This window comes from Dactylosporangium sp. CA-139066 (genome assembly GCF_050936175.1).
Classification (GTDB): domain Bacteria; phylum Actinomycetota; class Actinomycetes; order Mycobacteriales; family Micromonosporaceae; genus Dactylosporangium.
The window spans coordinates 9578684-9604466 of the sequence record NZ_JBNJNH010000001.1; the positions used below are offsets into that span (position 1 = coordinate 9578684).

At 73.0% G+C, this 25783-nt stretch carries 24 protein-coding genes; 11 read left to right on the forward strand and 13 right to left on the reverse strand.

Features of this window, described 5'->3' with window-relative positions; translation table 11 throughout:
• Positions 1–56: 56 nt before the first annotated feature.
• Positions 57–1928, reverse strand: a complete 1872-nt coding sequence (locus tag ACQEVU_RS43775) for a helicase-associated domain-containing protein (protein ID WP_433334492.1) — start codon at positions 1926–1928, stop codon at positions 57–59.
• Positions 1929–2193: 265 nt separating this feature from the next.
• Here ACQEVU_RS43775 and ACQEVU_RS43780 point away from each other — a divergent pair, with 265 nt between their 5' ends.
• Both ACQEVU_RS43780 and ACQEVU_RS43785 read left to right on the forward strand, forming a co-directional pair.
• Positions 2194–2817, forward strand: coding sequence for an LPXTG cell wall anchor domain-containing protein (locus tag ACQEVU_RS43780; RefSeq protein ID WP_433334494.1), 624 nt, complete (start codon positions 2194–2196; stop codon positions 2815–2817).
• A 141-nt stretch (positions 2818–2958) separates the two neighbouring features.
• A complete protein-coding gene (locus ACQEVU_RS43785; RefSeq protein ID WP_433335344.1) occupies positions 2959–3738 on the forward strand; it encodes a DUF72 domain-containing protein in 780 nt (259 codons plus the stop codon).
• Here ACQEVU_RS43785 and ACQEVU_RS43790 read toward each other — a convergent pair.
• From ACQEVU_RS43790 to ACQEVU_RS43820, 7 genes are all read right to left on the reverse strand, one after another.
• Positions 3724–4794: a winged helix DNA-binding domain-containing protein gene (locus ACQEVU_RS43790; protein ID WP_433334496.1), complete on the reverse strand. Its 1071-nt coding sequence runs from the start codon at positions 4792–4794 to the stop codon at positions 3724–3726. The two genes, ACQEVU_RS43785 and ACQEVU_RS43790, sit on opposite strands and share 15 nt — an antisense overlap.
• A gap of 145 nt (positions 4795–4939) precedes the next feature.
• Positions 4940–6151, reverse strand: coding sequence for a glycosyl hydrolase (locus ACQEVU_RS43795; RefSeq protein ID WP_433334498.1), 1212 nt, complete (start codon positions 6149–6151; stop codon positions 4940–4942).
• Between the two features lie 63 nt (positions 6152–6214).
• On the reverse strand, positions 6215–7003 hold the full coding sequence (locus ACQEVU_RS43800; protein ID WP_433335346.1) for a carbohydrate ABC transporter permease: 789 nt from the start codon (positions 7001–7003) through the stop codon (positions 6215–6217).
• A 23-nt stretch (positions 7004–7026) separates the two neighbouring features.
• Positions 7027–7935 (reverse strand): carbohydrate ABC transporter permease, encoded by a 909-nt coding sequence (locus ACQEVU_RS43805; RefSeq protein WP_433334500.1) that lies wholly within the window; start codon positions 7933–7935, stop codon positions 7027–7029.
• Between the two features lie 13 nt (positions 7936–7948).
• A complete protein-coding gene (gene ngcE, locus ACQEVU_RS43810) occupies positions 7949–9325 on the reverse strand; it encodes an N-acetylglucosamine/diacetylchitobiose ABC transporter substrate-binding protein (RefSeq protein ID WP_433334502.1) in 1377 nt (458 codons plus the stop codon).
• 61 nt (positions 9326–9386) lie between these two features.
• On the reverse strand, positions 9387–10139 hold the full coding sequence (locus tag ACQEVU_RS43815) for a sugar isomerase domain-containing protein (RefSeq protein ID WP_433334504.1): 753 nt from the start codon (positions 10137–10139) through the stop codon (positions 9387–9389).
• Positions 10136–11053: a MurR/RpiR family transcriptional regulator gene (locus ACQEVU_RS43820; RefSeq protein WP_433334506.1), complete on the reverse strand. Its 918-nt coding sequence runs from the start codon at positions 11051–11053 to the stop codon at positions 10136–10138. The genes ACQEVU_RS43815 and ACQEVU_RS43820 overlap by 4 nt, the downstream gene beginning before the upstream one ends.
• Before the next feature lie 96 nt (positions 11054–11149).
• On the opposite strand from ACQEVU_RS43820, the gene ACQEVU_RS43825 reads away from it, so the two are divergent.
• The gene (locus tag ACQEVU_RS43825; RefSeq protein WP_433334508.1) at positions 11150–12031 is read left to right on the forward strand and encodes an N-acetylglucosamine kinase; all 882 of its coding nucleotides are present in this window, start codon (positions 11150–11152) and stop codon (positions 12029–12031) included.
• 20 nt (positions 12032–12051) lie between these two features.
• On the opposite strand, the gene ACQEVU_RS43830 is transcribed toward ACQEVU_RS43825, so the two are convergent.
• The 3 genes from ACQEVU_RS43830 to ACQEVU_RS43840 form a co-directional block, all read right to left on the reverse strand.
• Complete coding sequence (locus tag ACQEVU_RS43830; protein WP_433334510.1) at positions 12052–12678, reverse strand: hypothetical protein; 627 nt, start codon at positions 12676–12678, stop codon at positions 12052–12054.
• Between the two features lie 175 nt (positions 12679–12853).
• The gene (locus tag ACQEVU_RS43835; RefSeq protein ID WP_433334512.1) at positions 12854–14101 is read right to left on the reverse strand and encodes an RNA polymerase sigma factor; all 1248 of its coding nucleotides are present in this window, start codon (positions 14099–14101) and stop codon (positions 12854–12856) included.
• A gap of 21 nt (positions 14102–14122) precedes the next feature.
• On the reverse strand, positions 14123–14473 hold the full coding sequence (locus tag ACQEVU_RS43840; RefSeq protein WP_433334514.1) for a YciI family protein: 351 nt from the start codon (positions 14471–14473) through the stop codon (positions 14123–14125).
• A gap of 99 nt (positions 14474–14572) precedes the next feature.
• Here ACQEVU_RS43840 and ACQEVU_RS43845 point away from each other — a divergent pair, with 99 nt between their 5' ends.
• The 5 genes from ACQEVU_RS43845 to ACQEVU_RS43865 all read left to right on the forward strand — a co-directional run bounded on the left by ACQEVU_RS43845 (position 14573) and on the right by ACQEVU_RS43865 (position 20771).
• Positions 14573–15658, forward strand: a complete 1086-nt coding sequence (locus ACQEVU_RS43845; protein ID WP_433334516.1) for a glycosyltransferase — start codon at positions 14573–14575, stop codon at positions 15656–15658.
• A 706-nt stretch (positions 15659–16364) separates the two neighbouring features.
• Positions 16365–17426: a hypothetical protein gene (locus tag ACQEVU_RS43850; protein WP_433334518.1), complete on the forward strand. Its 1062-nt coding sequence runs from the start codon at positions 16365–16367 to the stop codon at positions 17424–17426.
• A gap of 16 nt (positions 17427–17442) precedes the next feature.
• Positions 17443–18432, forward strand: coding sequence for an adhesin (locus ACQEVU_RS43855; RefSeq protein WP_433334520.1), 990 nt, complete (start codon positions 17443–17445; stop codon positions 18430–18432).
• 14 nt (positions 18433–18446) lie between these two features.
• Positions 18447–20243, forward strand: coding sequence for a CHAT domain-containing protein (locus tag ACQEVU_RS43860; protein WP_433334522.1), 1797 nt, complete (start codon positions 18447–18449; stop codon positions 20241–20243).
• Between the two features lie 108 nt (positions 20244–20351).
• Positions 20352–20771 carry a hypothetical protein gene (locus ACQEVU_RS43865; RefSeq protein WP_433334524.1) on the forward strand — a complete coding sequence of 140 codons (420 nt, stop codon included), beginning with the start codon at positions 20352–20354 and terminating at the stop codon, positions 20769–20771.
• A 77-nt stretch (positions 20772–20848) separates the two neighbouring features.
• On the opposite strand, the gene ACQEVU_RS43870 is transcribed toward ACQEVU_RS43865, so the two are convergent.
• Entirely contained in the window at positions 20849–22276 is a 1428-nt protein-coding gene (locus ACQEVU_RS43870) for an MFS transporter (protein WP_433334526.1), read from the reverse strand.
• Between the two features lie 122 nt (positions 22277–22398).
• Between ACQEVU_RS43870 and ACQEVU_RS43875 the strand changes: the two genes are divergently transcribed.
• Both ACQEVU_RS43875 and yidD read left to right on the forward strand, forming a co-directional pair.
• A complete protein-coding gene (locus ACQEVU_RS43875; RefSeq protein WP_433334528.1) occupies positions 22399–22980 on the forward strand; it encodes a TetR/AcrR family transcriptional regulator in 582 nt (193 codons plus the stop codon).
• Positions 22981–23012: 32 nt separating this feature from the next.
• Positions 23013–23423, forward strand: a complete 411-nt coding sequence (yidD, locus tag ACQEVU_RS43880; protein ID WP_433334530.1) for a membrane protein insertion efficiency factor YidD — start codon at positions 23013–23015, stop codon at positions 23421–23423.
• On the opposite strand, the gene ACQEVU_RS43885 is transcribed toward yidD, so the two are convergent.
• Positions 23420–24085, reverse strand: coding sequence for a permease prefix domain 1-containing protein (locus ACQEVU_RS43885; protein ID WP_433334532.1), 666 nt, complete (start codon positions 24083–24085; stop codon positions 23420–23422). The two genes, yidD and ACQEVU_RS43885, sit on opposite strands and share 4 nt — an antisense overlap.
• 143 nt (positions 24086–24228) lie before the next feature.
• Between ACQEVU_RS43885 and ACQEVU_RS43890 the strand changes: the two genes are divergently transcribed.
• Complete coding sequence (locus tag ACQEVU_RS43890) at positions 24229–25695, forward strand: multicopper oxidase family protein (protein ID WP_433334534.1); 1467 nt, start codon at positions 24229–24231, stop codon at positions 25693–25695.
• Positions 25696–25783: the final 88 nt, after the last annotated feature.

Consider the following 25783-nt stretch of genomic DNA (forward strand, 5'->3'; position numbering starts at 1 on the left):
CGCTACAGCACGCGAAAAAAGCCGATCTTGCGTTACCACTCAGCGCAATCGCGGCATCACCGTCCGGGGGGAACGTCGGCGCGGTGGCGGGTCGGGCGCTCGACGGCGAGCGTGCCGTCCGGGTTCTCGGCGGCCGGCACGTAACCTGCGTGGCGCAGCGCGGCCAGCGTCTCGGCGGGCGACAGGGCCGAGGACAGCACCGTCGGGGCGAGCTCCGTCAGCTCCAGCCGGGCCAGGCTGCGGACCTGGCGGATCTCGCCGAGCAGCGCCACGTCGTCGCTGCGCAGCACGCAGCCGACCGTTCGGACCCTAACGTTGCCGTGGCGGCGGCCCACGTCCGCGACCATGTACTCCAGCGGCTGCGGGACCCTTCCGCCGGCCGCGGCGGCGCGGATGCGGGCGATCAGCTCCTCGGCCGTCGAGCCAGCGTCGAACGCGCGGCGGACCGAGGACTCGGTGAAGCGCCAGGAGTGCCCGCCGCGGGACTCGCGCTCGGCGGCCAGGTCCAGCAGGGTGCTCAGCGCGGCCGACGGGGCGCCGGTGACGACGGCGGTCAGGTCGCTCTGCAGCAGCACCGTCTCCTCGGCCGCCGGCAGGAAGTCGCGCAGCGCGGCGGCGAGGCGGTCCGGGTCGCCGGCGGCGAGGGCGTGGCACAGCGCGGTCGGGGCGTGGTGCGCGCCGACGCCCATGAGCTCGTACTCGCGCCACAGCGCCTCCACCATCGGCATCGCCTCGTCGGCGTCGCCGGCCACGAGCGGGCGCAGGTACGCCAGCATCGTGGCGAGCCCCTCGGCGCCGGTCGCGCCCCGGCCGCCGCGCAGCGACGCGAGCACCGCGGCCATCGTCACCCGCAGCAGCGCGCTGGTGCCGTCGTGCTCGCTGCCGACCAGGGCCGGGCGGCCGTCGAGCAGCAGCGGCGCGGCCGGCATCTGGAACCAGCCCTCCACCAGCCAGCCGAACTGGTCCGCCGGCTCGAGCTTGAGCCAGTTGTCGAACTCGGCCGACGGGGCCACCCGGTCGGCGGCGATGCCGATGAGCCCGTTCATCCCCGCGACGGTGAGCCAGAAGCGCACGCCCTCCTCGTCACTGCCAAGAGCACGAGCCAGCTTTCGTACCTCCCGAAGCCCGATCCCGCCCGCCTTGAGGATCGGCACCGGCGTGCGCCCGCACTCCTCCAGCAGCGTCGTGACCGACGCGAGCGCGGCCCGGGCCGCGGCCGCGCCCTCCCGCTCGACGCGCTCGGTGCTGATCGCGACCGACGGCGGCGCGGGCGGCGCCGGGTTGAACGGGGCGACGAAGTCGGGGCGCAGGGCGGCGCCGACCTCGCTGGGCATGGAGATGGCGGCGCCGTAGTACGCGTTGAAGATGAGCAGCCCGCGGTCGACGGCCCAGCGCAGCGGCGAGCCGCGGCGGCCGCTGCGCAGCGCCATCATCGCGTGCGGGTCGGAGTGGAACGGCTCGCCCGTGGCCAGGTCGAGCATGACGTCCTGGGCCGCGCGCGGCGCCGCGCGGAACTGCTCGCGCACCAGGTCGGGGTCGGCGAGCGCGGCGCCGATCGCCTCGACCAGCCGGCCGTGGTTGCGGCCGACGGGCGCGCCGAGCTCGTAGGCGATGCGCTGCAACTGCTCCAGGGGGAGGTACCGCAGCTCGTGGGCGGCGACGCGGCCGAACCCGTAGGTGTTGGCGATCACTTCGTGCAGCGGCTCGGTGCGGATCCATTCGTCGTCGGCCTCGTCCGGCCAGGCGAGCCCGGCGTCGAACACGGCCCGCAACGCCTTGGTCAACCCAGCGTCGTCGACGGCGACCCCGAACGTCCGCGCCAGGTCCCGGCGCCGGGTGCCGGCCGCGCGCAGGGACAGCACCTCGACGACCTGCAGCTGCGGCAGCGTCAGTAGCGACGCGACCTGAAGGATCTGCGGCGTCTCCACCGGCGCGACCCTATCTCGGTAAGGAGCGCAACAACTCCACCGACCAGTTTGGACATTCTGGGTAGCCGTTGCGCTGCAACGGGTGACGGCCGGAAGCATCGATCTTCACAATTTTTTCGGATGATTCGGGCATAAGCGGACCAGTCGTAATATCTCCATGCCGCTATGGCTGTTGCGCACCTGGCGATCCGCACTATGTTGTGTCGTCGCTAAGTTCCGCCCCGTAGGAGACGACGTGAAAAACACGCTGTTCAGGAGGGCTGCGGTGGGCACATTCGCCGCCGCTGCCGCCGTCGGCCTATCGACCCTCTTCGCTACCGCCGCGAGCGCGCACAGCGCCGGTCCGGCCGGTGTCGCGAAATGTGGCGACGACGGTAAATACGTCATCACCTGGACGGTCGAGAACGACTACGGAACCCCCGTCACCCTGTCCAACATCAAGATCCTTCCCGACGGCGGCACGCACGCCAACATCCAGCTGGACGGCAAGGGTCACGGGAAGGACCACGACAGCTTCACCACGACGTACACCACAACCAAGCCGGTCGACCTGGTGCTCAGCGTCGACGGCCTCTGGCAGGACGGCCGCAGCACCTGGCCGGCCAACGGTCAGCCGGCGAACTTCAAGAGCGCCAAGGTGCACCTGAGCGGCGACTGCAAGCCGAACACGAGCCCCAGCCCGTCGAAGTCGCCGTCGAAGTCGCCCTCCCCGTCGCCGTCGACGACCGCCCCGACCCCGGAGGGCTCGTCCTCCACGCCGGGCCTGCCGGTGACCGGCTCGTCGACCACGCTGCCGATGGTGGGCACCGGTGCCGCGCTCGTCGCGGGCGGCGCCGTGCTGGTCGTGGCCCTGCGCCGTCGTCGCCGGGTGACGTTCACCGCCGAGTGATCGACCCACCAGCTTCACCTGCGGCGCCTGCCGTCCGGGCTCACCCCCGGCCGACAGGCGCCGCGCCCGACCCGGCCTCCGCATGCGGTGGCCGATACCCTCGACCCCGTGAGCGAACCGTCCCTGCACGTCGGCTGCGCCATGTGGACGCACAAGGCGTGGGCGTGGCGGGGCCTGGCCGCGTACGCCGAGCAGTGCAACGCCGTCGAGGGCAACACGACGTTCTACGCGACCCCGTCCCGCGAGACGGTGGCGTCGTGGGCGCGGCAGACCGATCCCGCCTTCCGCATGGTGCTCAAGCTGCCGCGGGCCGTCACCCACGAGTACCGGCTGGCCGGCGGGGCCGAGGAACTGCGAGCGTTCCTCGACGCGATCGAGCCGCTCGGGCCGCGCGCCCACGCGCTGTGGATCCAGCTGCCGGCGTCCTTCGGGCCGTCCGACGTGCCGGCCCTCGGGTCGTTCCTGCGGCGCCTGCCCGCGGCGTACCGGTACGCCGTCGAAGTCCGCCACCCCGCGTTCTTCCAGCCGGGGACCGACCTCGCCGGAGTCCTGCGGGAAACCGGGGCGGAGTGGGTTCCGTTCGACACGACCGCGTTCTTCGACACGCCGCCGACCAGCGACGCCGAGCGGGACGCGTGGACGAAGAAGCCGCGCACGCCGCTGCGGACGGAGGCGCTCACCGAGCGGCCGATCGTGCGGTACCTCGGCCGCGACGACCCCGCGCGAACCGTGGCCGGCTGGCGGCACTGGGTCGGCGTCGCCGCCGAGTGGCTGCGCGAGGGCCGCTCCCCCACGTTCTTCATCCACACCCCGGACAACGCCGGCGCCCCGCGCCTGGCCCGCGAGTTCCACGCCGCCGTGCGCGCCGAGGTGCCGGGGCTGGCGCCGCTGCCGGAGCCCGAACCGCTAACGCTCTTCTAGCACCACCGCGGCCCCCGGCAGCTGCAGGAACTCGAGCAGCCGCGCGGCCTCGGCGTACACCGCGGCCGGGTCGGCGAGCGGGCGGAACGGCGAGACCACCAGGCGCTCGGGCGAGGCCGACCAGGTCCCGGCGACGAAGCCGTCGACGAGGAACGTGGGGCGCACGACCGAGTACCCGGGGCAGACCAGCGCGCGGTCGGCCGCCGACGAGATGATGCGGCCGCGGTCGTCGTGGCTCAGCACCAGGTTGTCGAACTCCGGCAGGAAGCGCACCGGGACGGGCTCGTCGGGGTCGGCGAGCTCCAGATCGGGCCGGTCGAACAGCTCGCGGCCGTCCTCGTCGCGGTAGACGCGCAAGGAGGGGCGCAACTGCTCGACCTGCGCGCGCAGCCGGCGCACGCCCGACCACACCTGCAGATCGGCGGCGGTGGCCGGGCCGCACGACGTGAGGTACCGCTGCAGCAGCTCCCGCACCGAGGACTCCCGCAGCGGGGCGCCCAGCCACTCCTCGGCCAGCGCCACGTGCACGTGCCCGCGGCGCCGCCAGACGCCCGACGGCGGCGGGTGGATCAGCGACAGCTGGTGCTGGGCGGCCCACGCCAGTGCGATCGCCTCCCGGCCCGGGAACCGCTCGCCGAGGGCCTTCGCCAGCTGCGGCCGGGTCAGGGTCCGCCCGGTGAGCGCCTCGGTGGCCGCGGCGCCGATCTCGGCCAGCTCGAGGCCCTCGATCTGCCGCCGGAACGGCGAGAGCCCCGCCTGCCCCATCCCGGCCTTGACGAGTGGCCGCAGCCACCGGTAGTCCTCGGCCGCGGTGAGGTGCTGGGTCCCGCGCAGCAGGCCCGCGCGCACCACCGAGCGGTCCTCCAGGGCCGCGGTGAGCCGGTCGTGCGTGAAGCCGGGCAGCCGCGCCCACAACCCGACGTACGGCGCGTCGACCTCCTGCGCCTGCACCGCGACGAGCCGGGCCACGGCCTCGGCGACGGTGTGCGGGGCGGGGTCCAGCAGGAGCTGGCGACGGAGATAGGTGCGGTTCAGGGTCCGCTGCGTCACAACCACGAGCAGACGGTACGGCCGGATGCGGTCAGTATTCGTCCGCATCTTCGGGCGTCGGGCACTTCGCACCCGACCAGTGCCCGGCCGAGGTCTGGGCGCTGATCCGGCCGTAGGGCCGGCGCCCCGGTGAGGGGCGCCGGCCCGCGGGTCAGCAGTGGCCGAGGTCTTCCCAGTTGGCGGTCCAGCCGGGCTCGGAGCCCTGCGTCCACCACTTGGCGCGCCACAGGTGCTTGCCCTGGCCCGACGCCGGGCCGTTGGGGTCGCCGTAGAGGCTCTTCTCGTGCTTGACCGTCTGGCCGGTCGTGTAGACCGCGCTGATCGACCACTCCGGCGCCGTGTTGCAGCTGGTCGCCGGCGGGGTGGACTTCGACGGCGACGGTGACGCCGAAGGGGACTTGGACGGGGACGCCGAGTTGGAGGGCGTCGCGGAAGCCGAGCCGGACGGGGTCACGCACGGGCCGGACGAGTCCACCGTGTCGGTGAACGCGTTGCCCGCGCTGCGGTAGGCGGCCGCCTGCGCCGTCGCCTGGCTCGGGGTGAGGACCTGGTTCTTGGCGTACAGCACCCAGTCGACCTGCTCGATGTAGGTGCTCAGGCCGCCGGAGTGCGCCGCGGTGTCGATGAACCACAGGTTCCAGTTGATGGTCATCGTCTGGCGCGGGTAGAACTTGCCGGAGTGGTCGCCGACCTGCTGGCCGTCGATGTAGTAGATGACGTGGCCACCCGAGACGGTGATGACCAGGTCGTGCCAGCCGTCGAAGCTCTGGCGCTCCTCCGAGTGGACGTTGTCGGCGTACCACGGGTCGTTGCGGTACGTGTACCAGGTCGTCTGGTAGTTGATCGGGCCGGTCTCGCCCCAGCCGCCGTTGGGCAGGTACTCCGAGAAGTCCAACTCACTGTAGGTGGGGTCGAGATCGCCGTTGAGCGGGCTGATGGTGAAGAACGTCTCGTTGATGTGATCGCCGTCGTTGCCGCTCGTCGGCGTGTCGGTGAAGCGGATCCGGCTGGCGTAGGTGCCTTCGAGGTACCGCTTCTGGCTCGTGTAGAGCTCGGCCTGGTTGGTTCCCCCGCCGGTGCCGTCCGTGGACGCGGTGAGCTGCATGACCTTCTGACCGCCGTTGGTCGGGAAGGAGATGCTGTTGGCCGACCAGGTGGCGCCGGGCACGCCCGGGCCGCCGGAGTAGGTGCGCGGCACCCACCCGTGCGAGGTCAGCGACGCGTCGCTGGACGAGCTGTAGTTGAAGTCGTCGAACAGGTACCCGCAGTTGTTGGCGGCGGCACTGGCGGTGCCGACGGTGGCCGCGGTGATCGCGACGCCGCCGAGCGCGCCGGCCAACGCGATGACGGACGCGATCGTCAAAGATCGACGTTTGCCGATGGACATGGGCAGGGTCCTCCTGAGGGGATGGGAGTGGATGGACCGTTACTTGACCGCGCCGGCGGTCATACCGGCGCGGATGTGCCGTTGGAACGCGACGTAGGCGATGAGCACCGGCAGCATGGCGATGGTGAGGCCGGCGAACAGTCCGCTCCAGTCGCTTCGGTAGCCCTGGCTGACCGACAGGGAGGCCAGGCCCTGCGCCAGGACGTACCGGTCCGGGTCGGGATTGAGAACCAGCGGGAGCAGGTACTGGTTCCAGAGCCCGAGGAAATTGAAGATGCCGACGGCGACCAGCCCGGGCCGGGCCATCGGCAGCATCACGCGGAAGAACACCCCCGCGTGCGAGCAGCCGTCCATGAACGCCGCCTCGGCGACCTCGGCCGGCAGCGTGCGGAAGAACGAGTGCAGGAAGAACACGGTGAACGGCACCGCGTAGGCGGCGTAGACGAGGATCAGGCCCTGGTACGTGCCGAGCAGGCCCAGCTGCTGTACCACGAAGAACAGCGGCACCAGGGCCAGGAACACCGGGAAGAACATGGCCGCGACGAACGTGTAGTAGATGAGCCGGTTGCCGCGGAAGTCGTACCGCGCCAGCGCATACGCCACCAGCGAGCCGAGCAGCATCGTCAGCAGCAGCGCGCCGCCGACGACGATGACGCTGTTGAAGAAGTACCGGCCGATGTCGGCCTGGTTCCAGGCCCGCGACCAGTTCTCGAAGTGCGGCGAGGAGGGCAGCGACCACGGGTCGGTGAGGATCTGCTGGTCGGTCTTGAACGAGCTCAGCACCGCCCACAGCAGGGGCAGCGCGGTCACCACGCCCCAGCAGAGCATCGCCACATGCGGCAGGACACGCTTCACGCGAGCTCGACCCTCTCCTTGCGGCCCGCCCGCAGGGCGAGCACGGCCAGCGTCAGCGTCGCGAAGAACAGCGCGACCCCCATCGCCGAGGCGTAGCCAAACCTGCCGTAGGTGAAGGCGTTGCGGTACAGCGACAGCCCGATCACCTCGGTGGCCCCGTCCGGTCCGCCCGGCCCGGCCGTCATGACCTGCACGATCGCGAAGCCGTCCAGGGCGGCGATGCCGAGGTACACGAACCCCACCTGCACGGTGTCGCGCACCAGCGGCAGCGTCACCCGCCGGAACGTGGCCCAGCCGCCGGCCCCGTCCAGCAGCGCGGCCTCGAACAGCTCCTTCGGGATGGAGTCGATCGCGGCGCTGAACAGCACCATGTAGAACCCGGCCGAGGACCACACGAGCACGGCCATCACGGCCGGCAGCGCGAGCGCCGGGTCGCCCAGCCAGCTGCGGGCCAGCGAGCCGAGCCCGACGCCGCGCAGCACGCCGTTGAGCAGGCCCGTGTTGGGGTTGTAGATGAACGACCACAGCACCGCGATGATGACCAGCGACAGCAGCTGCGGGAAGAAGTACACGATCTGGTAGATCCGCGAGCCCGCGATGCCGGAGCGGCCGTCGCGGCCGCCCAGGTGCAGCATGCTGGCCAGGAACAGGCCCAGGGCGATGGTGACCAGCGGTACCACCGCGAGCATGACCGCGTTGTTGCGCACCGCGTCGAGGAACAGGGAGTCGCCGCCGAGGCGGGCATAGTTGCCCGCCCCGACGAAGTGCGCCTCGCCGGCCACGCCGGTCCAGTCGGTGAGCGAGAGGTAGAACGCCTGCGCGTACGGCGACAGCACGAAGAGGACGTGCAGCACCAGCGCCGGCACGAGCGCACCGAAGAGGAACCGCAGCCGACCGTGCTTCATCCTTGGGCACCCATCAGCGGGTGTACTTCTTGACGCTGGAGTCCTTCGCGAGCGCATCGGCGGCCTTCTGCACGCGGTCGGCCCACTCGGCGGCCGTGGCGCGCTTGTTGACCAGCTCGCCGGTCGCGTCGTCGACAGCCTTGGCCAGCGGGGCGTACCAGGTGCGGAAGCGATAGGTGAACGCCTCCTTGCCGGCCGCGGTGACCGCGTCGCGGGTCGAGCCCAGGCCGCTGGACAGCGTCAGCCCGTCCGTCGCCCCGGCCACCGCCGGCAGCGTGCCCGCGGTCTGCGCGAAGGCCTTCGCCGACTGCTTCGAGAACAGGATGCGCAGGTACTCCAGCCCGCCGGCGACGTTCTTGGCCTTGGCCGGCACCAGGAACGCCTCGGAGCTGGCGGCCTGGATCGCGGCCGGGCCCATCTTGTCGCTCGACGTGCGCGGCGGCACCGCCCCCATCACCATGTCGAAGCCCTTCGGGGCGACGTCCTTCTGCTCGCTCTCCAGCCACGAGCCGCACGGGATGAACGCGGCCTTGCCCTGGCACCAGGCGGCCTGCGCCTCGGTGTGCGACAGCGCCTCCGAGCCCGACATGATGTAGCCCTTGCCGGCCAGCTCGGCGAAGGCCTCGGCGGCCGCCTTGAGCCCGTCGGCCTTCCACGCGTTGGGCTCCAGGTTGTCGACGGCCTTGACCAGATCCATCCCGCCGGCCTTGGCCGCCATCGACAGCAGGGGGTCGTTGATGTACTCCGGGTACTTGCCCTGGTAGGTCCACGGCGCCACGCCCGCCGCCTTGATGGTGGCGCACAGCGTGAGCATCTCGTCCCAGGTCTTCGGGTAGGTCCAGCCCTTGCTCGCGAACAGCGGCTTGGAGTACCACAGGCCCCAGGCGGTGTAGGTGAAGTTGAGCACCAGGACCGACTTGTCGAAGGTGCCGTCGTCGACCACTCCGGGCAGCAGCGTGTCGCGGACCTTGGTGCCGGGGTCGTCGAAGGACGGCGCGTCGAGCAGCTCGCCCAGGTCCGACAGCTGCTTGGCCCCGACCAGTGTGGCGATGTCGAGGCGGCCGGCGCCGGTGTTGTCGACCACGTCCGGGGGCGTGTTGGCCACGAAGCGGGGCTGCAGCGCCTCGCCGACCTTCTGAATGCCCTTGTGGTCGATCGTCGCCTTCGCGTACTTCTGCTTGTAGAGGTCCTCGGCGTGCTTGGCGTAGTCGTCGCCGTAGCCGCCCTTGAAGATGACGACCTCGAGCGGGGCGTCGTCCTTGACGCCGAGCGGGTTGTCGGCGCTCTTCGCCCCGCCGTTCGCGGCCGGCTTGTCGTCGTTGCTCCCGCTCGTCACACAGGCGCTGAGCAGCGGGACCGTGGCCGCCGCGCCCAGTGCCGTCTTCAGCACCGTTCTGCGGCTGGGGTACGTTGAAGTGGAAGGTGAGGGGTTCATCAGGCCTTCTCTCCCTTTATGCGGTACGCCGGATGCGCCCGGCGTACCGCGCCTCGAGTTCTGCGTTGTGCTCCCGCCCGCCAGGCACGTTGTCGGACAGGTAGACCGGCGGCGTGACGCCCAGCGCCAGCAGGCGCGCCACCACCTCGGTGACGATCTGCTGGGCCAGCAGGGCCGCGGTGATCGAGGAGACGGCCCCGACGGCACCGCCGCCGGGCAGCGGCAGCGACGCGTCGCCGTAGGGCGCCCCGTTGTCCAGCACGACGTCGGCGAGGTCGGCGAGCTTCATCCCGCTGGCGTGCCGGGAGTCGACCCGCGCGGAGTGCTCCAGCGACGTGATCGCGATGAGCGCGTGACCGCGCTGCTTGACCAGGTGCGCCATCTCCACCACGGCGCCGTTGACGCCGGAGTTGGAGGCGATGACGAAGGTGTCGTCGGGCTTGACCGGGGCCAGGTCGTAGAGCTTGTGCGCGACGCTGGGCGTGCGCTCCAGGTTGGGGTCGGCCAGGGCGCTGAGCGGCTCGCCGCCGTAGAGCACGATGTCGCGCAGCGCGATGCGGTTGGTCGGCACCAGGCCGCCGGCCCGGCCGGCGATCTCCATGGCGAGCGCCTCGGAGTGCCCGCAGCCGAACGCCTGGATCACCCCGCCCGCCTGCACCGTGGCGGTCATCAGGTCGGCGGCGTGCGCCACCTTGTCGCCCTGGGTGGTCCCGACCCGGTCGATGGCTTCGCGGATCGCCTCGACGTAGTCGGTACTTCTGATGCTCACAGCGGCTTTTCCCTCCGTGGTCGCTTGCGGTTGTTGGTCGTGTCGGGCACCCGGTGCGCGTCGACGGCGCGCACGGTGAGCTCGAGGGCCTCGGCGGTGCGCTCGTACGTGCGCTGCGCCACCGCGACGTAGATGAGGTCCAGGACCAGCAGCTGCGAGTGCAGCGCGGAGAGGGCCGCGACCCGGAAGGTGGTCTCGTGGACCGACGTGGTGAACACGACGTCGGCCACCTCGGCGACCGGCGAGCGCCCGAACGACGTCACCGCCACCGTCATCGCCCCGTGGTCGGCCGCCTCGGCGAGGGTCTCGAGCACCTCGCGGGTGCGGCCGGAGTGCGACAGCCCGATCGCGACGTCGCCCGGGCCCAGCAGCGCCGCGTTGGTCAGCGCGGTGTGGCTGTCCGAGCGGTACCACACCGGGACCCGGATGCGCTCGAGCCGGAACGCCATCTCCCGCCCGGCCGTGCCGCTGGATCCCAGGCCGAAGATCTCCACCCGCCCGGCGCGCGCGATCGCCTCGGCGACCCGCTCGACGGCGGCGACGTCCAGCCCGGCCGCGGTCGCCTGGATCGCCCGGGTGTCCGCCGCGGTGATCACCCCGAGAACGCCGTCGAGCGGGTCCTCCGGCGCGATGTCGCCGCTGATGTCGGTCTCCCAGCGGGCCTGCTCGGCCCGGCCGGTCTCGGTCGCGATCGCCACCCTCAGGTTCGCGTACCCCTTGAAGCCCAGCGTCCGGCTGAACCGCGTGACCGTGGCCGTCGAGGTGCCGGAGCGCTCGGCGAGGTCGACGATGCTGGCGTGCGCGGCCGTCTCCGGATCGCCCAGGATCGTCTCGGCGATCTTCGCCAGGGCCTCCGGCATCGTCGGCCCCTCGATGCGCAGCCGCCCGAGCAGCCCGCCACTCTCACCCGTCAACTTCGGTCACCTTTTTCATCGTTCTGCCTTGGCGATGAAAATTACGACCACTTCAACTTCTAGTCAATAAGCATTTTCTATGTTTCCATCGACGCCATGGCCGTCGTGGTTGGATCCCTGGTGATCGGCATCGATGCGGGTGGTACCGCCTCCAAGGCGGTCGTCACCGACCTGTCGGGCGCCGTCCTGGGGCGCGGCGCCGCCGGCCCGGGCAACCCGTCGGCCGCCGGTGTGTCGGCCGCACGCGCCATCGGGTCGGCGCTGCGGTCGGCGCTCGGCCCCCTCGACCCGGCCTCGGTGACCGCCGGCGTGGTCGGCGTCGCCGGCTGCAGCGCGCTGGCCGACCCAGGTGTCGCCGCCGCGTTCGCGGCCGAGTGGGCGGCACTGGGCCTGCGCTGCGAGATCCCGGTCGTCGGCGACGCCGTGACCGCGTTCGCGGCGGGCGGCGACTGGGCCGCGGGCGCGGTGCTCATCGCCGGCACCGGCGCGGTCGCCGCGCTGGTCGACGACCTGGAGATCACCCGCGTCGCCGACGGCCTGGGCTGGCTGCTCGGCGACGAGGGCTCGGGCCTGTGGCTGGGCCTGCGGGCGGTCCGCTTCGCCGCGCGCCGCTGGTCCGCTCCCCTGGCCCGGGCGGTCGCGGCCCACGCGGGCGCCGCCACCGCCGACGACCTGGTGCACTGGGCCCAGGCATTACCGCCGTTCGGCGCCCTGGCCCCGCTGGTCTGCGAGCTGGCCGACGCCGGCGACCCGGACGCGGCCGCGATCGTGGCCGACGGCGCCGCGCGCCTGGTCGCCACCCTGGACGAGCTCGAGGCCCCGGACGCGCCCGTGGTGCTGGCCGGCGGGCTGCTGAGCGCGGACACCCCGGTCCGCCGGGCCGTCCAGGCCACGCTGGAGGGCCGCGGCGCCACCATCGGCACAGCGGGCGACCCCGCGCTCGGGGCCGCCCGGCTCGCGCTGAGAAGAAGCCAATGAGCGACGCCGGCCTCGGGCTTCTAGGCGGGCCGCGGGGTCCGGCCGGTCACCCGGTCGGCGATGTCGAGCGCGACGAGGTAGAGCACGACCGCGTTGAGGCAGTGCCACAGCCAGTGGGTGCCGATCGGCAGCGATCCGCACAGCGGCTCGTCGAGCGTGCGCAGCGTGAGCGACACCGCAAAGACGCCGGTCGCCAGGAGCAGGCGCCGCGACCGCAGCGCGACCGCGAAGACGGCCAGCGCCAGTCCGGCCGGAAGATAACCGCCGAGGGTGTACCGCGGGCCGGCGAGCAGCAGCGCCGCGTCCACGGCGCCGGACGCCACGATGAACGCCGGCACGGCCAGCCAGGCCGGCGACGCCGGCACCCCGAACCCGTGCCGGACCAGCAGCACGATGGCGACGAGCACGAACACCAGGATCGACAGCGAGTCCAGCGCCGCCGTCACCCCGTCGGCGAACGTGTGGAAGGACAGGCTGCACAGCCCGACGACGCCGAGCAGGATCGGCAGCGCCCGCGGCCCGTCGCGCCGGAACCGGACGAGCAGCAGCGCCGAGGCGATGAGGAAGGCCAGGTTGGAGACCGCGTTCAGCGGCTCGGCCCACAGGCCCGGCCCGAGGCGTTCGCAGTACCCGTCGACCGCGTCCATCGCGCGAACCTAGTCCGCGGACGTGGCCGCCGGGTTAGCTGCGGCTGTCGTCTCGGCCCCGGCGCTGCCAGGCCCGGGGCGTGATCCAAGCGCTTGTGGATGGCCATGAGCGCGCCGGACGTGGCGAACATGGAGATGCCGGCCGGCTCCAGCCCGACGATGACGGTGAGCGTGGTCACGCGCAGGCCGCCGCCCGGGAGCGCAGCAGCGCCCGCTCGGCCTCGTTGCGGGTCATGCCGGCCGCGCGCTCGAACTCCGCCCGGGCCTCGTCCAGGCGGCCGAGCCGGAACAGGAAGTCGCCGCGGACCGAGGGCAGCAGGTGGTACCCCCGAAGCGACGCCTCCTCGAGGAGCGGATCCAGCACCGCGAGCCCGGCCGCCGGCCCGTCCGCCCGTGACACCGCCACCGCCCGGTTGAGCTCGACGATCGGCGACGGTGCCAGGCTCGCCAGCCGCGCGTAGAGCCCGGCGATCGCCGCCCAGTCGGTCTCCTCGGCGGTGCGCGCCCGCGCGTGGCAGGCGGCGATCGCGGCCTGCAGCGTGTACGTGCCGCCGCCGAGCTCCTCGGCCCGGGCCAGCGCGGCCAGGCCCCGGCCGATGAGCAGCCGGTCCCACCGGCGGCGGTCCTGCTCCAGCAGCGTCACCGGCGCGCCGTCCGGCCCGGTGCGCGCCGCCGCGCGCGACGCCTGGATCTCCAGCAGCGCGACCAGCCCGTGGACCTCGGCCTCGCCCGGCATCAGCCCGGCCAGCACTCGGCCGAGTCGCATCGCCTCCTCGCACAGGGCCGGGCGCATCCAGTCGTCGCCGGCGGTCGCGGAGTACCCCTCGTTGAAGATCAGATAGATGACCTCCAGCACCGACGTCAGCCGGGCCGCCCGGTCCGCGCCGGTCGGCAGCTCGAAGGGCACCTTCGCGTCGGCGAGGGCCTTCTTGGCCCGGCTGATGCGCTGCCCGACCGTCGCGTCCGGCACCAGGAAGGCCCGTGCGATCTCGTCGGTCGACAGCCCGCCGAGCATCCGCAGCGTGAGCGCCACCCGGGCCTCGGGCTTGAGCACCGGGTGGCACGCCGTGAAGATCAGGCGCAGGAGGTCGTCCTCGATGGGCTCCTGCTCGAGTACCGCATCGAATGCCGAATCGTCCGTGTGCTCCTCCCCGGCCAGCGCCGGCAGGTGCTTCTGCAGCACCTGCTGGCGCCGGATGGCGTCGATCCCGCGCCGCTTCGCCGCGGTCATGAGCCACGCACCGGGATTGCGCGGCACCCCCTCGCCCGGCCACTGCTCGAGCGCCGCGACGAGGGCGTCCTGCGCCAGCTCCTCGGCGAGCCCGACGTCGCCGACGAGCCGGGCGACGCCGGCGATGACCCGCGCCGCCTCGATCCGCCAGACCGCTTCGATCGCTGTTTTCGCGTCGGTACCTGTACCCACGCGCCCAACATAACGGGCGATCTACTCGTACTCGGAGACCCGCCGCACCTCGACCTCGACGTTGTCGAACAACGCGGCGAAGCGCTGCGCCCACTCGACCGCCTCGGCGTGGTCGCGCACCTGCAGGATCCCGAAGCCGCCGACGACCTCCTTGGCCTCCGCGAACGGGCCGTCGGTGACGGTGGTCTGACCGTCCGTCACCCGCACGATCGCCGCCCCCGCCGAGCTCGGCATGAGCCCCTCGGCCGCCAGCAGGACGCCGGTCTTGCTGACCTCCTCCATGAACGCGCCCATCCGCGCCATGAACTCGGGCGTCGGCTGCCACAGCGCCGGGTTCGAGTCGTCGAGCTTGTGCATCAGCATGTACCGCATCGTCGGTTCCTCCTCAGTAGGGTGCCTTCACCAACGCGTCGAAGACCGCCCCGGTTCTTCGACAGCACCCCCGAAAAAAGTTTGGAGACTTTCTCTACCATGCGCATGCTCTTCGCCTTCGCCGGCGGCAACGGCCACCTCCAGCCCCTGCTCCCGCTGGCGTACGCCGCCCGCTGCGCCAGCCACGCCGTGGCGGTGACCGGCCGCCCAGCCGTCCTGCCGAAGGACCTGGAGGGCTTCCCCGCCGGCGCCGACGTGCCGGACGACGCCCGCCGCCCCCTGGCCCGCCTGGACCGCGCCCGCGAGGAGCGCGAGTTCCGCGACGGCTTCGGCGGCTGGATCGCCCGCGAGCGCGCCGCCACCACCCGCCGGGTCGCCGAGCGATGGCGCCCGGACGTCATCGTGTGCGACGAGGCCGACTTCGGCAGCATGATCGCCGCGGAGTCCCTGGGCATCCCGCACGCCTCGGTCGTGGTCCTCGCCGCGGGCACGTTCGGCCGCCCCGAAGGCCTGTCCGACCTGCTGGACGCCGCGCGCGCCGAGCACGGCCTGCCCCCCGACCCCACGCTGGCGATGCTCGAGCGCCACCTGGTCATCTCGCCCGTGCCGCCGTCGTTCCACGCCCGCCCCGGCACGACCCCGATGCGCCCGTTCCCGCCGGCCGTCCCGTCCCCCACCACGCCCCCGACGGTGTACTTCACGCTCGGCACCATCTTCAACACGGAGTCCGGCGACCTCTTCGCCCGCGTCCTGTCGGGCGTGCGCGACCTGCCCGTCGAGCTGGTCGTCACGGTCGGCGGCGGCATCGACCCGACGGAGCTGGGCGAGCAGCCGCCCAACGTCCGGGTCGAGCGCTACATCCCGCAGGCCGAACTGCTGCCGCGCTGCTCCGCGGTGATCTCACACGCCGGCTCGGGCACGGTGGTCGGCTCGCTGGCCCACGGCCTGCCGATGGTCCTGATCCCGATGGGCGCCGACCAGCCCGCGAACGCGGAGCGCTGCGCGGACCTCGGCGCCGGGGTCGTGCTGGACGCCGTGGACAGCACGCCGTCGGACGCCGCCGACGCCGTGCAGGCGGTCCTGACCGAGGCCTCGTACGGCGCGGCGGCCGCGGCGCTGCGCGCGGAAGCCACCGCCATGCCGGCCCCGGAGGACGTCCTCCCGCTGCTGGAGACCCTGCGATAGCTCGGCCACGCCCCCGGCAGAATCGGGTCCACGCTGTCGGCGATCCGCGCTTCCACATGGCGGAGTCGGACGAGGCGGTCGTGCGGACCTTCAGCTGCAGGCCCCTGACGGCTCGGCCAACGGCCGTGCCGGTCGACCCGGCGCGGGCGGCCGGCCACGATCGTCGAGCCGGCGCCGCGGCGAGTGCGCCCGAACGTCGCGGCCACGTTCGCGGCACCGAGCCCCGGGCAGCCGCGCGACGAAATCCAGCGCAACCGGCCCGGCGGCGGCGCCGCTCACCGGCCGGAGCGCGTCGACGTACGCGCAAAGCCGGACCTGGTCCGGATGCCCGGCCGCGTTCCAACGCGGTCGCGCCCGGGGGCACTTCGGCTTCCGCGCGGGCATTCCGCCTCCCACACAACGGCCGCTGCGGCCATGCCCGAACTCGCGTCGCGACGGTCCGCAGAACACTCCGGTCCGGCGCGCTCCTCTCAACCAACGCTACATGACGCGAAAAAACTCGATCTTGCGATATCGCTCAACGCGACGATGAGACCACCCTCCGGCACCTGTCCGTCAGAAAGGGGCGGCAAGCGACGGCGGAAGGAGCGGTGGGCCGATGATCGAGTCGACGACGTTGTGCCGGCGGTGCGGCCAGGCCGGGCCCGGCACGGCCGGCGGTTGTCTTTACTGTGGCTCGCCGTCCGGGCCGCCGCCACCACCACCCGTGGCCGCTGCGCGCCCCGTCGCCGTCGGTGGGCCCGTCCACCGGTTCGAGCCGGCGCGGATCTCCTCCGGGCCGCAGCTGAGCCGCCGGGCCTGGCTGGCGATCGGCGGCTCCGCCGCGGTCGTGGTGCTCGCGGTGGCGGCGTTCCTGGTGCTGCGCCCGGACCCGCCGAGCCCGGCCGGGGCCGTGCGGGACTACTTCGACCACCTCCGATCGGGCGACACGGCCGCCGCGCTCGCGCTCGTCGACGACCAAGGCGGGGTCATCACGCCGGACGCGGCGCCGCTGCTCGTGCCGGCCGCGCTGGCCGGAGCCGGGAACCGGCCGACCGATGCCGCCGTCACCGAGTCGCAGGCCGCGACGAGCGGCGGCGAGTACACGGCGGTGGCGGTCACGTACCGGATCGGCGGGCAGTCGGTCAGCCAGGTGCTCGCGGTCCGGGCGACCGGGGACGAGCAGACGCCGTACCGGCTGGAGCAGCCGTTCCTCTACCTGACCGTGGAGGCGCCCTACGGGATGGCGGCGACGGTGAACGGGATCACCGTGGACCCGGGGACGCTGGCCCGGGGCACGCCCGTGTTCCCGGGGGCGTACGAGGCGACGACCGCCGGCAACGCGCTGTTCGCGGGCGGCACGCAGGCGGCGACGTACCAGAGCGGCAACCGGAGCGTCACGGCCGACATCAGGTTCGGCTCGCCCGCGGTCGCCCCGGGCGCGCCGCAGGCCGTGCAGGCGGCCGTCCAGCAGTACCTCGACGCCGCCTGCGTGAACCCGACGGGCTCATACCGCTATCGGTGCCCGCTGCAGGCGCCGTACATGTCGTACTCGCAGACGACGAGCTGGAAGATCACGACGTACCCGCAGGTCCAGCTTTCGCAGGCGGACTCGGGGCGGAACCAGGTGCAGTTCGCCACCGGTACGCCGGGCTCGGCGACCTACACGATCAGCTACACCGACTACACCGGCGTCCAGCAGAGCTCGACCGGCTCCTCGTCGGTCAGCGTCCGGGGCTACGCCGGCATCGGCAACGACGGCGCCATCCAGATCACGCTCGGCTACTAGTGACGTAGGAGGAGTCTTGACCAGCACAGATGCACTGGGTGGCCGGTGGGCTGCGGCCGGACCGTCCGGTGAGGACATCGCGTACCGCACGCAGTCGCTGCGGTTCGGAGGCATGGAGCTCGCGCTCGACGAGTCGGTGCCCTTCAGGACGCTGTTCCGGCTGTGGCTGTACGCCGCGCTCGCGGCCGGCACCGTATGGCTGTTCTTCACCCTGCTCGCGTTCGTCAGCCTGCTCGGCGGCGCGCAGACGGCCTCCAGGACCGGCGACACCTCCGGCCTCTCGGGCAGCGGCACGCTGGTCGAGGTCGGCTGGTTCCTGTCGTTCGTCGTGTTCTGGGTCGTGCTGCTCCTGACGAAGCTGCAGGAGCCGGTCGCCGAATGGAGGACGCTGCTGGAGGGCAAGGCGGCCGCGGCCGACTCGTCGTACGCGGCGATCTTCCAGTCGCTGGCCCGCCGCCGGATCCCGGTCGGTGTCACGCCCCGACGGATCCGCAGCGACGTGATGCCCGAGGCCGTGAACAACCGGCTCGTCATCACGGAGCGCTCGTACGTCGCGTACGTCTCGGTGTTCGCCTTCGGCACCTCGCTGTACGTCGGTTGGACCATGTGGCGCAGCCGCCGCGGCGTCGCGCTCGTCGGCCAGTTCATCAAGGACCTGTTCGGCAGCATGCTCGGCCGCACCGGCATCATCAACCAGATGCTGCGCACCGAGCGCGTGCGGGCCATGCGCGAGGCCGTGCACTCGGCCGTGCGCGAGGGCGTGGACGCGGCGGTCGAGGGCATCAACGTGCCGATCGCCGCGACGTTCGGCTACGAGATCCCGATCGAGTCCGGTGCCGGCTCGGCGCCGGTCACCACGTTCGTTCCCGGCCCGCCCGCGCAGCCGGTGGGCCCGCCCACGAGCCAGTACTTCTACCCGCCCACGGGCCAGCCCGTCAGCGCGCCGCCCGTGAGCGCGCCGCCGGGCCCGACGACCAGCTGGCCGGCCGGTCCCACCACGAGCTGACGAGCATGACCTGGATGGACGGTCCCGACCGGGACGTGTCGCCGAGGCCGTCCGGCACCGCAGTGTTGAGCGCTGCCGGGCCGGACGGCGTCTCGGCGTGGGTCGCCCTGCAGGTGGAGCCGGTCGCCGGGCGGGTGTCCGGCGAGGGCTCGGACGCGCAGCGGCGGGCCGAGGCGGCGCTGGCCGACGCGGGCTGGCTGGCCGGACAGTGGGACCCGGCCGGCGGCGCCCGGCTGGAGCTGCGCTACCTGCACCAGCCGGGCGAGGGCGTGCGGTGTGTCCTGCTCGGCCGCGTCGTCGCGCCCACGTCCGGCGCCGCGACCGCCGCCGCGCTGCGGCTGCGCGACCGGCTCGGGATGCTGCCGCCGCACGTGCGGGCCGCGCCGGTTGAGGCGCCGGATGCGGTACAGCGGCTGCTCAACCCGTTCCCGGCGCACCCGTCGGGCGTCGTCGAGGTGCGCAAGCAGGTCCGGCTGGGAGTGCCGTCCCGGCCGGACGCGGGCGTCGCGTACTACCTCGCCGTGCCGCGCTTCGCCGCCGGTGCGGCCAACTGGGGGCCGCTGTGGCAGGCGGTGGCCGACCTGCCGCAGCCGTTCATGCTGAGCGTCGGGCTGGAGCCCTTCGCGCCGGCGGCGCCGTTCGTCGGCCTGCTGGCCGAGCTCGCCGCGAAGTACGGCCGGCTCGCCACCCCGGGCCGCACCGTGCAGGGCCAGCTGAGCGGCCGGAGCTACGAGCTGGCCGCCGACCCGTTCGCCGTGTACGCGGCCCGGCTCTTCGATGACGCCTGGCGGCACTACCAGTCCGGCGTCTTCCGGACCCGGATCACGCTCGCGTCCCCCGCGCCGCTGCCGCCGGCACTGGTCGAGCAGGTGGCCGCGACGATCTGCGCCCCGCGCGACGACCGCGAGGTCACGCACGTGCTCGTCGCGCCCGAGCCCGACGAGCTGTCCACCGCATGGCGCAACGTGACGACGCTGGAGCACGCCCGCTGGGACCGCCGCTACCTCGGCCGCCTGCCCATCCCGGTGCCGCCCGGCCTGCGGCTGCTCGCCGAGACCGTGGACGCCCGCGAGGCGGCCTCGGGCTGGCGGCTGCCGCCCGCGCCGCCCGCCGGCGGCCGCCGGGTGTTCGTGTCGGTGACCACGCACGTGGCCGGCGACTACATCACCAACACCGGCGACCACGCGACGATCGTGAACCGCAGTACCGTGCCGGGCCCGACCGACGCCGCCGGGCAGGCGCCCGCGCTGCGGATCCTGCTCGTGTGCGCCAACCCCCGCGGCAGCGAGCCGCTGCGCACGGCCGAGGAGGACCGCACGCTGCGCCAGTCGATCCGGATGTCCGCGGAGCGCGACCGCATCGCGATCGAGACCCTCAACGCCGCCACGGTCGACGACCTGCGCCGCGCCCTGCTGCGCGACCCGTTCGACATCGTCCACTTCTCCGGCCACGGCACCCACCAGGGCCTGGTCTTCGAGGACGACGCCGGCCACCGCTTCACGCCGTCCTCGGACGCCCTGGCCGAGCTCTTCGCCCGCCGGAAGATCCGGGTCGCGGTGCTCAACGCGTGCTACTCCCTGTCGCTCGGCCGCATCAGCGCGATCGGCACGGAGTTCACGATCGCGGCCGACGGCCCGCTGTCGGACCCGGCCGCGATCGAGTTCACCCGCGGCTTCTACGACGCCCTCGGCGCCGGCCTGGACGTCCCCGACGCTTTCGACGAGGGCAAGGGGACCGCCGCGCTGAAGGGCCTGACCTTCGACGCCATCCTGCTACGCCGCGGCGAGGAGCACGTCGGGCCGAGGGTGTGACGGCGAGCGCCCTGTGTGGTGGCACGTTTCCGGGATTCGACGGGGCGCCGGCGGGCCTAACGTTTGCTGCATCAGCAAGGCCCACACCACACTCCCAAGGAGCGCACCATGAGCGACATCGACACCGGCTCGTACGACGGCGGCCACGACGTCGACTACGGCCACTACGAGGCCGGGCAGGAGCACGCGGGTCTCGACCAGCTGCACCAGGCCCACGGCTCGGAGTCGGACTACGGCAACCAGTACGGCGTGTACGAGAACGACCACCACGCCGACACCTCGACCGACTTCTCGCAGGGTCACCACACCGAGTTCGACCAGGGCCCGGCCGTGCACTACGAGTCGGACGACTACACCAACTACAGCCACAACGCCAGCGAGGACGACCACGTCTTCGCGGCCGAGGGCAGCGAGCACGCCCACCAGGCCGACTTCTCGGAGCTCGACGCGCTGCAGCAGCGCTTCGACGCCGCGTTCGCCGAGGGCACGCAGTACCACGGCGGCGAGGCGGAGATCGCCTCCAAGTAACCAGCGCTTCCGATCATGGTGTGGCTTCGGGCGGCCGGCGGAATCAGCCCCGCCGGCCGGGCCCAGACCACGACCATTCAGCCACCAAGCGACGCACTCGGTTGTTCGACTTCGTGCGGGTGTCCGGGACCGTCCGGACGTTCCCGGCCGCCCGCACGAAGTCGGCCATCCGGGTGCGTTTTCTTGTTGGGGCGAAGGACGAGCATTTGCAGTACCAACGCGGCGGCGGCAAGTGTCGCGGCCGCGACGAAGCCGCGGCCGAGACCCGCGGATCCGGCCGCCGCGACCATCACCGCGAGGCCGAACGAGCTGCCCAGCCACTGCATGGTCTGCAGGACCCCGGACGCGGCGCCGGCGTGGTGGCCGCCGACGCGGGACAGGATGAGGGTGTACATCGGGACGAACGCGCAACCCCCGCCGAACCCTACGAGCGCCAGCGGCCCGATGACCAGCAGATAGGAGCTGCCCGCGCCGACCCGCGACAGCAGCAGCACGGCGAGCACGTCGGCGGCGAGCGCGAACCCGATCACCGGGCGGTGGCCGAAGCGGGCCAGCAGGCGGGGCACGATGCGGGCCGCGGCGAACAGGCCGCCGGTCATCGGCAGGAACGCGAGGCCGGTCGCCACCGGGCCCCAGCCGCGGACCTGCTGCAGGTACGTGGTCAGGAAGAAGAACGGGCCGATGAGGCTGGGGCCGACGAGCAGCAGCGAGGCGTACCCGGCGGCGCGGCGGGGGTCCCGGAAGAGGCCCAGCGGCACGATCGGCGCCGCGGTGCGCGCCTCGACGGCGACGAACGCGGCCAGCGCGACCGCGCCGAGGGCGAGGCCGGCGAGCACCCGGGCGTCGCCCCAGCCCGCGGACGCGGCCCGGATCAGCGCGTACACGATGCCGACCATGCCGGCCGTGCCGGTCAGCGCGCCGAGGACGTCGAAGCGGCCCGCGTGCCGCTCGGTCTCGGGCAGGTGCCGCCGCGCCAGGGCGGCGACGGCGATCCCGATCGGCACGTTGACCAGGAACACCCAGCGCCAGCTCACGGCCGCGGTGACCACGCCGCCGAGCACGAGGCCGAGCGACGCGCCGCCGCTGATCACCGCCGAGGAGACGCCGAGCGCGCGGTTGCGCTCCGGGCCCTCCGGGAACGTGCCGGCGATGAGAGCGAGGGTGCTGGGCGAGGCGAGCGCGGCGCCGACGCCCTGCACGGCCCGGGCGGCCAGGAGCCAGCCCGGGCGGTCGGCCAGCGCGGCGGCGAGGGAGGCGGCCGTGAAGACGAGCACGCCGGCGAGGAACATGCGCCGCCGGCCGAGGACGTCGCCGAGGCGGCCGCCGAGCAGGAGCAGGCCGGCGAAGGCGAGGGTGTACGCGTTGAGGACCCAGGCCAGGTCGGCCGGGGCGAACCGCAGGGCCGCGGCGACGCGCGGCAGCGCCACGTTGACGATGGTGGCGTCGATGCCGAGCAGCAGCTGGCAGGAGACGATCACGGCGAGGGCGAGGCGGTGCCTGGGCATGGTCGAGCGGCCTCCCTGGGCAATCATGGGCAGGCGGAACTAACCTGGGAAATTAGGAGACTGTCTCCGGTTCCGTTGTCTCGAACAATACGGAGACTGTCTCCGGTTTACAAGGGGGACGCATGCCCATCGCCAAACCGCAGCGCGCCGACGCCCGCCGCAACTACGACCGGCTCCTCGTCGCCGCGGCCGAGGCCATCGCCGAGCGGGGCGCGGACGCGTCGCTCGACGACATCGCCAAGCGGGCGGGCGTGGGCCCCGGCACGCTGTACCGCCACTTCCCGACCCGCCAGCACCTGCTGGAGGCGGTGTTCCACGAGCGGGTGGCGCTCCTGCGCGACGAGGCGGCCCGGCTGCTGACGGAGGAGCCCGACCCGGACCGGGCGCTGGAGGCCTGGCTGCGCGCGCTGATCGAGCACCTGCGCCGCTACCGGGGCCTGTCGGAGACCCTCAAGGCGGTGTACGACAAGGAGGCCGAGCTCATGGTCGAGGTGAGCGGCATGATGCGCTGGTCCGCGCAGGTGCTGCTGGCCCGCGCCCAGGAGGCGGGCGTGGCCCGCACCGACATCGACGGCACGGACTTCATGCGCATCGGCCACGGCGCCGCCATGGTCATCATCGAGCCGGGCGCCGACGGCGACGCGCGGGCCGACCGCCTCGTGCGGCTGCTCATGGACGGCGTCAGAACCACGACCAAGGCTTGATCACCGCGGTGGCGCCGCCCACAATCGCCGCCATGCGATTCGGGGACTACTGGGCGGCCTGGCGCATGCGGCGGGAGCAGCGGCGCCGCCGGAACCGCGACTGCGACTGCACCCCGGACTGCGACCTCGACTTCTGTGACTGCGACTGCAGCCCGTTCATGCTCGGCTCGCTGCTGTCGCTGATGGCCGTCTCGGCGCCGTCGCGCCCGCCGCGGCGCGACGCCTCCGGGCCGGGCCGGGCGGGCATGGCGGCGATCCGGGGGTACCAGCGCTGGCTCTCCCCGCACCTGCCGACCCGCTGCCGCCAGGTGCCGACGTGCAGCAACTACGGCCTGCAGGCGGTGGCCCGCTACGGGCTGGTCGAGGGCTCGCGGCTGACCGCGGCCCGCATCCGCCGCTGCAACCCGTCCACCCCGCGCGGGACCGCCGATCCCGTGCCCTAGGCGGCCGCGCGGACGCAGCGCAGGCCGGAATAGGCCATCCAGAGCGGCACGGTGTACGTCACCAGGTGCGCGGCCGCGGACAGCAGCGAGGTCGAGCCGCTGTGCTGGTGCCCGAATGGGCTGAACAGCGTCAGCAGGATGCCGCCGGCGGCGAAGAAGGCGACGACGGCGAACGCCGCGATGCCGGTCCCGCGCACGAACGAGCGGCCCACGTTCACGTAGCGGGTGCCGATCCCGCACGCCAGCACGGCGAGCAGGGCGCCGGCCACCACCGCGTAGGCGGTGTAGTCGACGAGGTTGGCCAGCACCGCGTAGGCCCGGCCGGGCTCCCACGTCCAGCCCGTCGCGGCGCTGCGCCAGGCGAGCTCGGAGGCGATGGACTGGGCGGCGACCCCGGCGCCGATGAGGATCGCCGTGCGCCGGCCCTGGGCCAGGGCCAGTTCGCGCTGGTACTCCGGGGCAAGGTCGGCCACCGCCCCGAACTCCTCGACCGCGGCCCGCTCGGCCGCGGCCCGGTCCAGGCCGTCCTCCTCGTAGTGGGCGGCGGCGTCGGCCAGGCCGTCACGCGCCTCGGCGACCAGGTCCGCCTTCGCCGCGCGGGGGCCGCGCAGGGCCCGGCTCAGCGCGGTGACGTAGGCGTCGATGGGTCCAGCGGTAGCCACCCGAACAGCATGCCGAGGATCGCGGCGGCGCGCAGTCCGGGTAGACCCTGAGGTTTCCCCCGCTTCCCGGCTCGGGTCTGGCGGGCCGCCGCCGGCACAAGGGAGCCTACATGTAGCCGAGCTACATGTAGGAGGGAAGTCCGGTGCGGAAATGGCTGGTCGGTGGCCTGGGTCTGCTGCTGCTGTGCTGCGGGGGCGGGGTCGCCGCGATCGTCTGGTTCCTCGCCCGGCCGCCGCTGGACGAGCACGTCGACTTCAACCGGGCGCTCAAGGTGCCGCCGCTGGCCCCGTCCACCGTCGACGCGCAGGGGCGGCGGGTGTTCGAGCTGCGCGCCCAGGCGGGCGAGAGCGACCTCGGGCACGGGGCGACGCGCACGTGGGGGTACAACGGGGCCTACCTCGGCCCGACCCTGCGCGCCAAGCGCGGCGAGCCGGTCGTGGTGAACGTGCGTAACACCCTGCCGGAGCCGACGACCGTGCACTGGCACGGGATGCACCTGCCGGCGAAGGTCGACGGCGGCCCGCACCACCCGATCCCGGCCGGCGGCGCGTTTCAGGCCGCGTGGACGGTGGACCAGCCGGCGGCCACGCTGTGGTACCACCCGCATCCGAGCGAGACGACCGAGAAGCAGGTGTACCGCGGCCTGGCCGGGATGTTCATCGTCGACGACGACGAGCCGGCACAGGCGGCGCTGCCGCACGACTACGGCGTGGACGACCTCCCGGTGATGGTGCAGGACAAGGACTTCAGCGGCGACCAGCTGAGCATGTCCGGCCGCTTCGGCAGCGACATCGGCGTGCTCGGCGACCAGATCCTGGTCAACGGCACCCCCGGCCCGTACGTCGACGTGCACTCGGAGCTGGTCCGCCTGCGCCTGCTCAACGCGTCCACGGCGCGCATCTACAGCTTCCGCCTCGGCGACGGCCGGCCGTTCGCCCTCGTCGGCACCGACGGCGGACTGCTTGACCGGCCGTACATGACCGACCACGTGCGGCTCTCGGTCGGCGAGCGGGCCGAGATCGTGGTGGCGCTCAAGCCGGGCGAGCGGGTGACGCTGCGCAGCGGCCCGTCGCTCGGCTCGGACCTCGGCAGCAAGCTGCAGGGCGGCCGGGACTCCTTCGACATCCTGCAGCTGCGCGCGGCGGCGTCGCTGACCCCGGCGACCCTGCCGGAGACCCTGGTCGACACGCCCCGGCTGGACCCGGCCCAGGCCGCCCAGACCCGGTCGTTCACCTTCCAGGGCCGCCAGATCAACGACCGCAAGATGGACATGGGCCGGGTCGACGCCGTGGTCGTCAAGGACACGGTCGAGGTCTGGAACGTGCGCAACGGCCACGACACCCCGCACAGCTTCCACATCCACGACGTGCAGTTCCAGGTGCTGGCGGTCGACGGCAAGGCGCCGCCGCCGGAGCTGTCGGGCTGGAAGGACACGCTGTTCCTGGCCGAGGGCGAGACGTACCGCATCATCGCCCGGTTCGCCGACTACGCCGACCCGGCGACGGCGTACATGTTCCACTGCCACGTCCTCAAGCACGAGGACGAGGGCATGATGGGCCAGTTCGTGGTCGTCGAGCGGGGCCAGCAGCCGCAGCTGGCGCACGCGTGAGCGGTCCGGAGCGAAGCGGAGGGGCCGCGAACCAATAAGCACAGCCTCGCCTCGGGCCGTCGCCGGAGCGAAGCGGAGGCGGCGGCCC

Excerpts from the sequence above, each read along its gene's own strand:
- ACQEVU_RS43785 (WP_433335344.1), top strand. The coding sequence starts at position 2,959 with ATGTGGACGCACAAGGCGTGGGCGTGGCGGGGCCTGGCCGCGTACGCC.
- ACQEVU_RS43800 (WP_433335346.1), bottom strand. The coding sequence starts at position 7,003 with ATGCTCTGCTGGGGCGTGGTGACCGCGCTGCCCCTGCTGTGGGCGGTG.
- ACQEVU_RS43805 (WP_433334500.1), bottom strand. The coding sequence starts at position 7,935 with ATGAAGCACGGTCGGCTGCGGTTCCTCTTCGGTGCGCTCGTGCCGGCG.
- ACQEVU_RS43825 (WP_433334508.1), top strand. The coding sequence starts at position 11,150 with ATGGCCGTCGTGGTTGGATCCCTGGTGATCGGCATCGATGCGGGTGGT.
- ACQEVU_RS43830 (WP_433334510.1), bottom strand. The coding sequence starts at position 12,678 with ATGGACGCGGTCGACGGGTACTGCGAACGCCTCGGGCCGGGCCTGTGG.
- ACQEVU_RS43840 (WP_433334514.1), bottom strand. The coding sequence starts at position 14,473 with ATGCGGTACATGCTGATGCACAAGCTCGACGACTCGAACCCGGCGCTG.
- ACQEVU_RS43845 (WP_433334516.1), top strand. The coding sequence starts at position 14,573 with ATGCGCATGCTCTTCGCCTTCGCCGGCGGCAACGGCCACCTCCAGCCC.
- ACQEVU_RS43860 (WP_433334522.1), top strand. The coding sequence starts at position 18,447 with ATGGACGGTCCCGACCGGGACGTGTCGCCGAGGCCGTCCGGCACCGCA.
- ACQEVU_RS43865 (WP_433334524.1), top strand. The coding sequence starts at position 20,352 with ATGAGCGACATCGACACCGGCTCGTACGACGGCGGCCACGACGTCGAC.
- ACQEVU_RS43870 (WP_433334526.1), bottom strand. The coding sequence starts at position 22,276 with ATGCCCAGGCACCGCCTCGCCCTCGCCGTGATCGTCTCCTGCCAGCTG.
- ACQEVU_RS43875 (WP_433334528.1), top strand. The coding sequence starts at position 22,399 with ATGCCCATCGCCAAACCGCAGCGCGCCGACGCCCGCCGCAACTACGAC.
- yidD (WP_433334530.1), top strand. The coding sequence starts at position 23,013 with ATGCGATTCGGGGACTACTGGGCGGCCTGGCGCATGCGGCGGGAGCAG.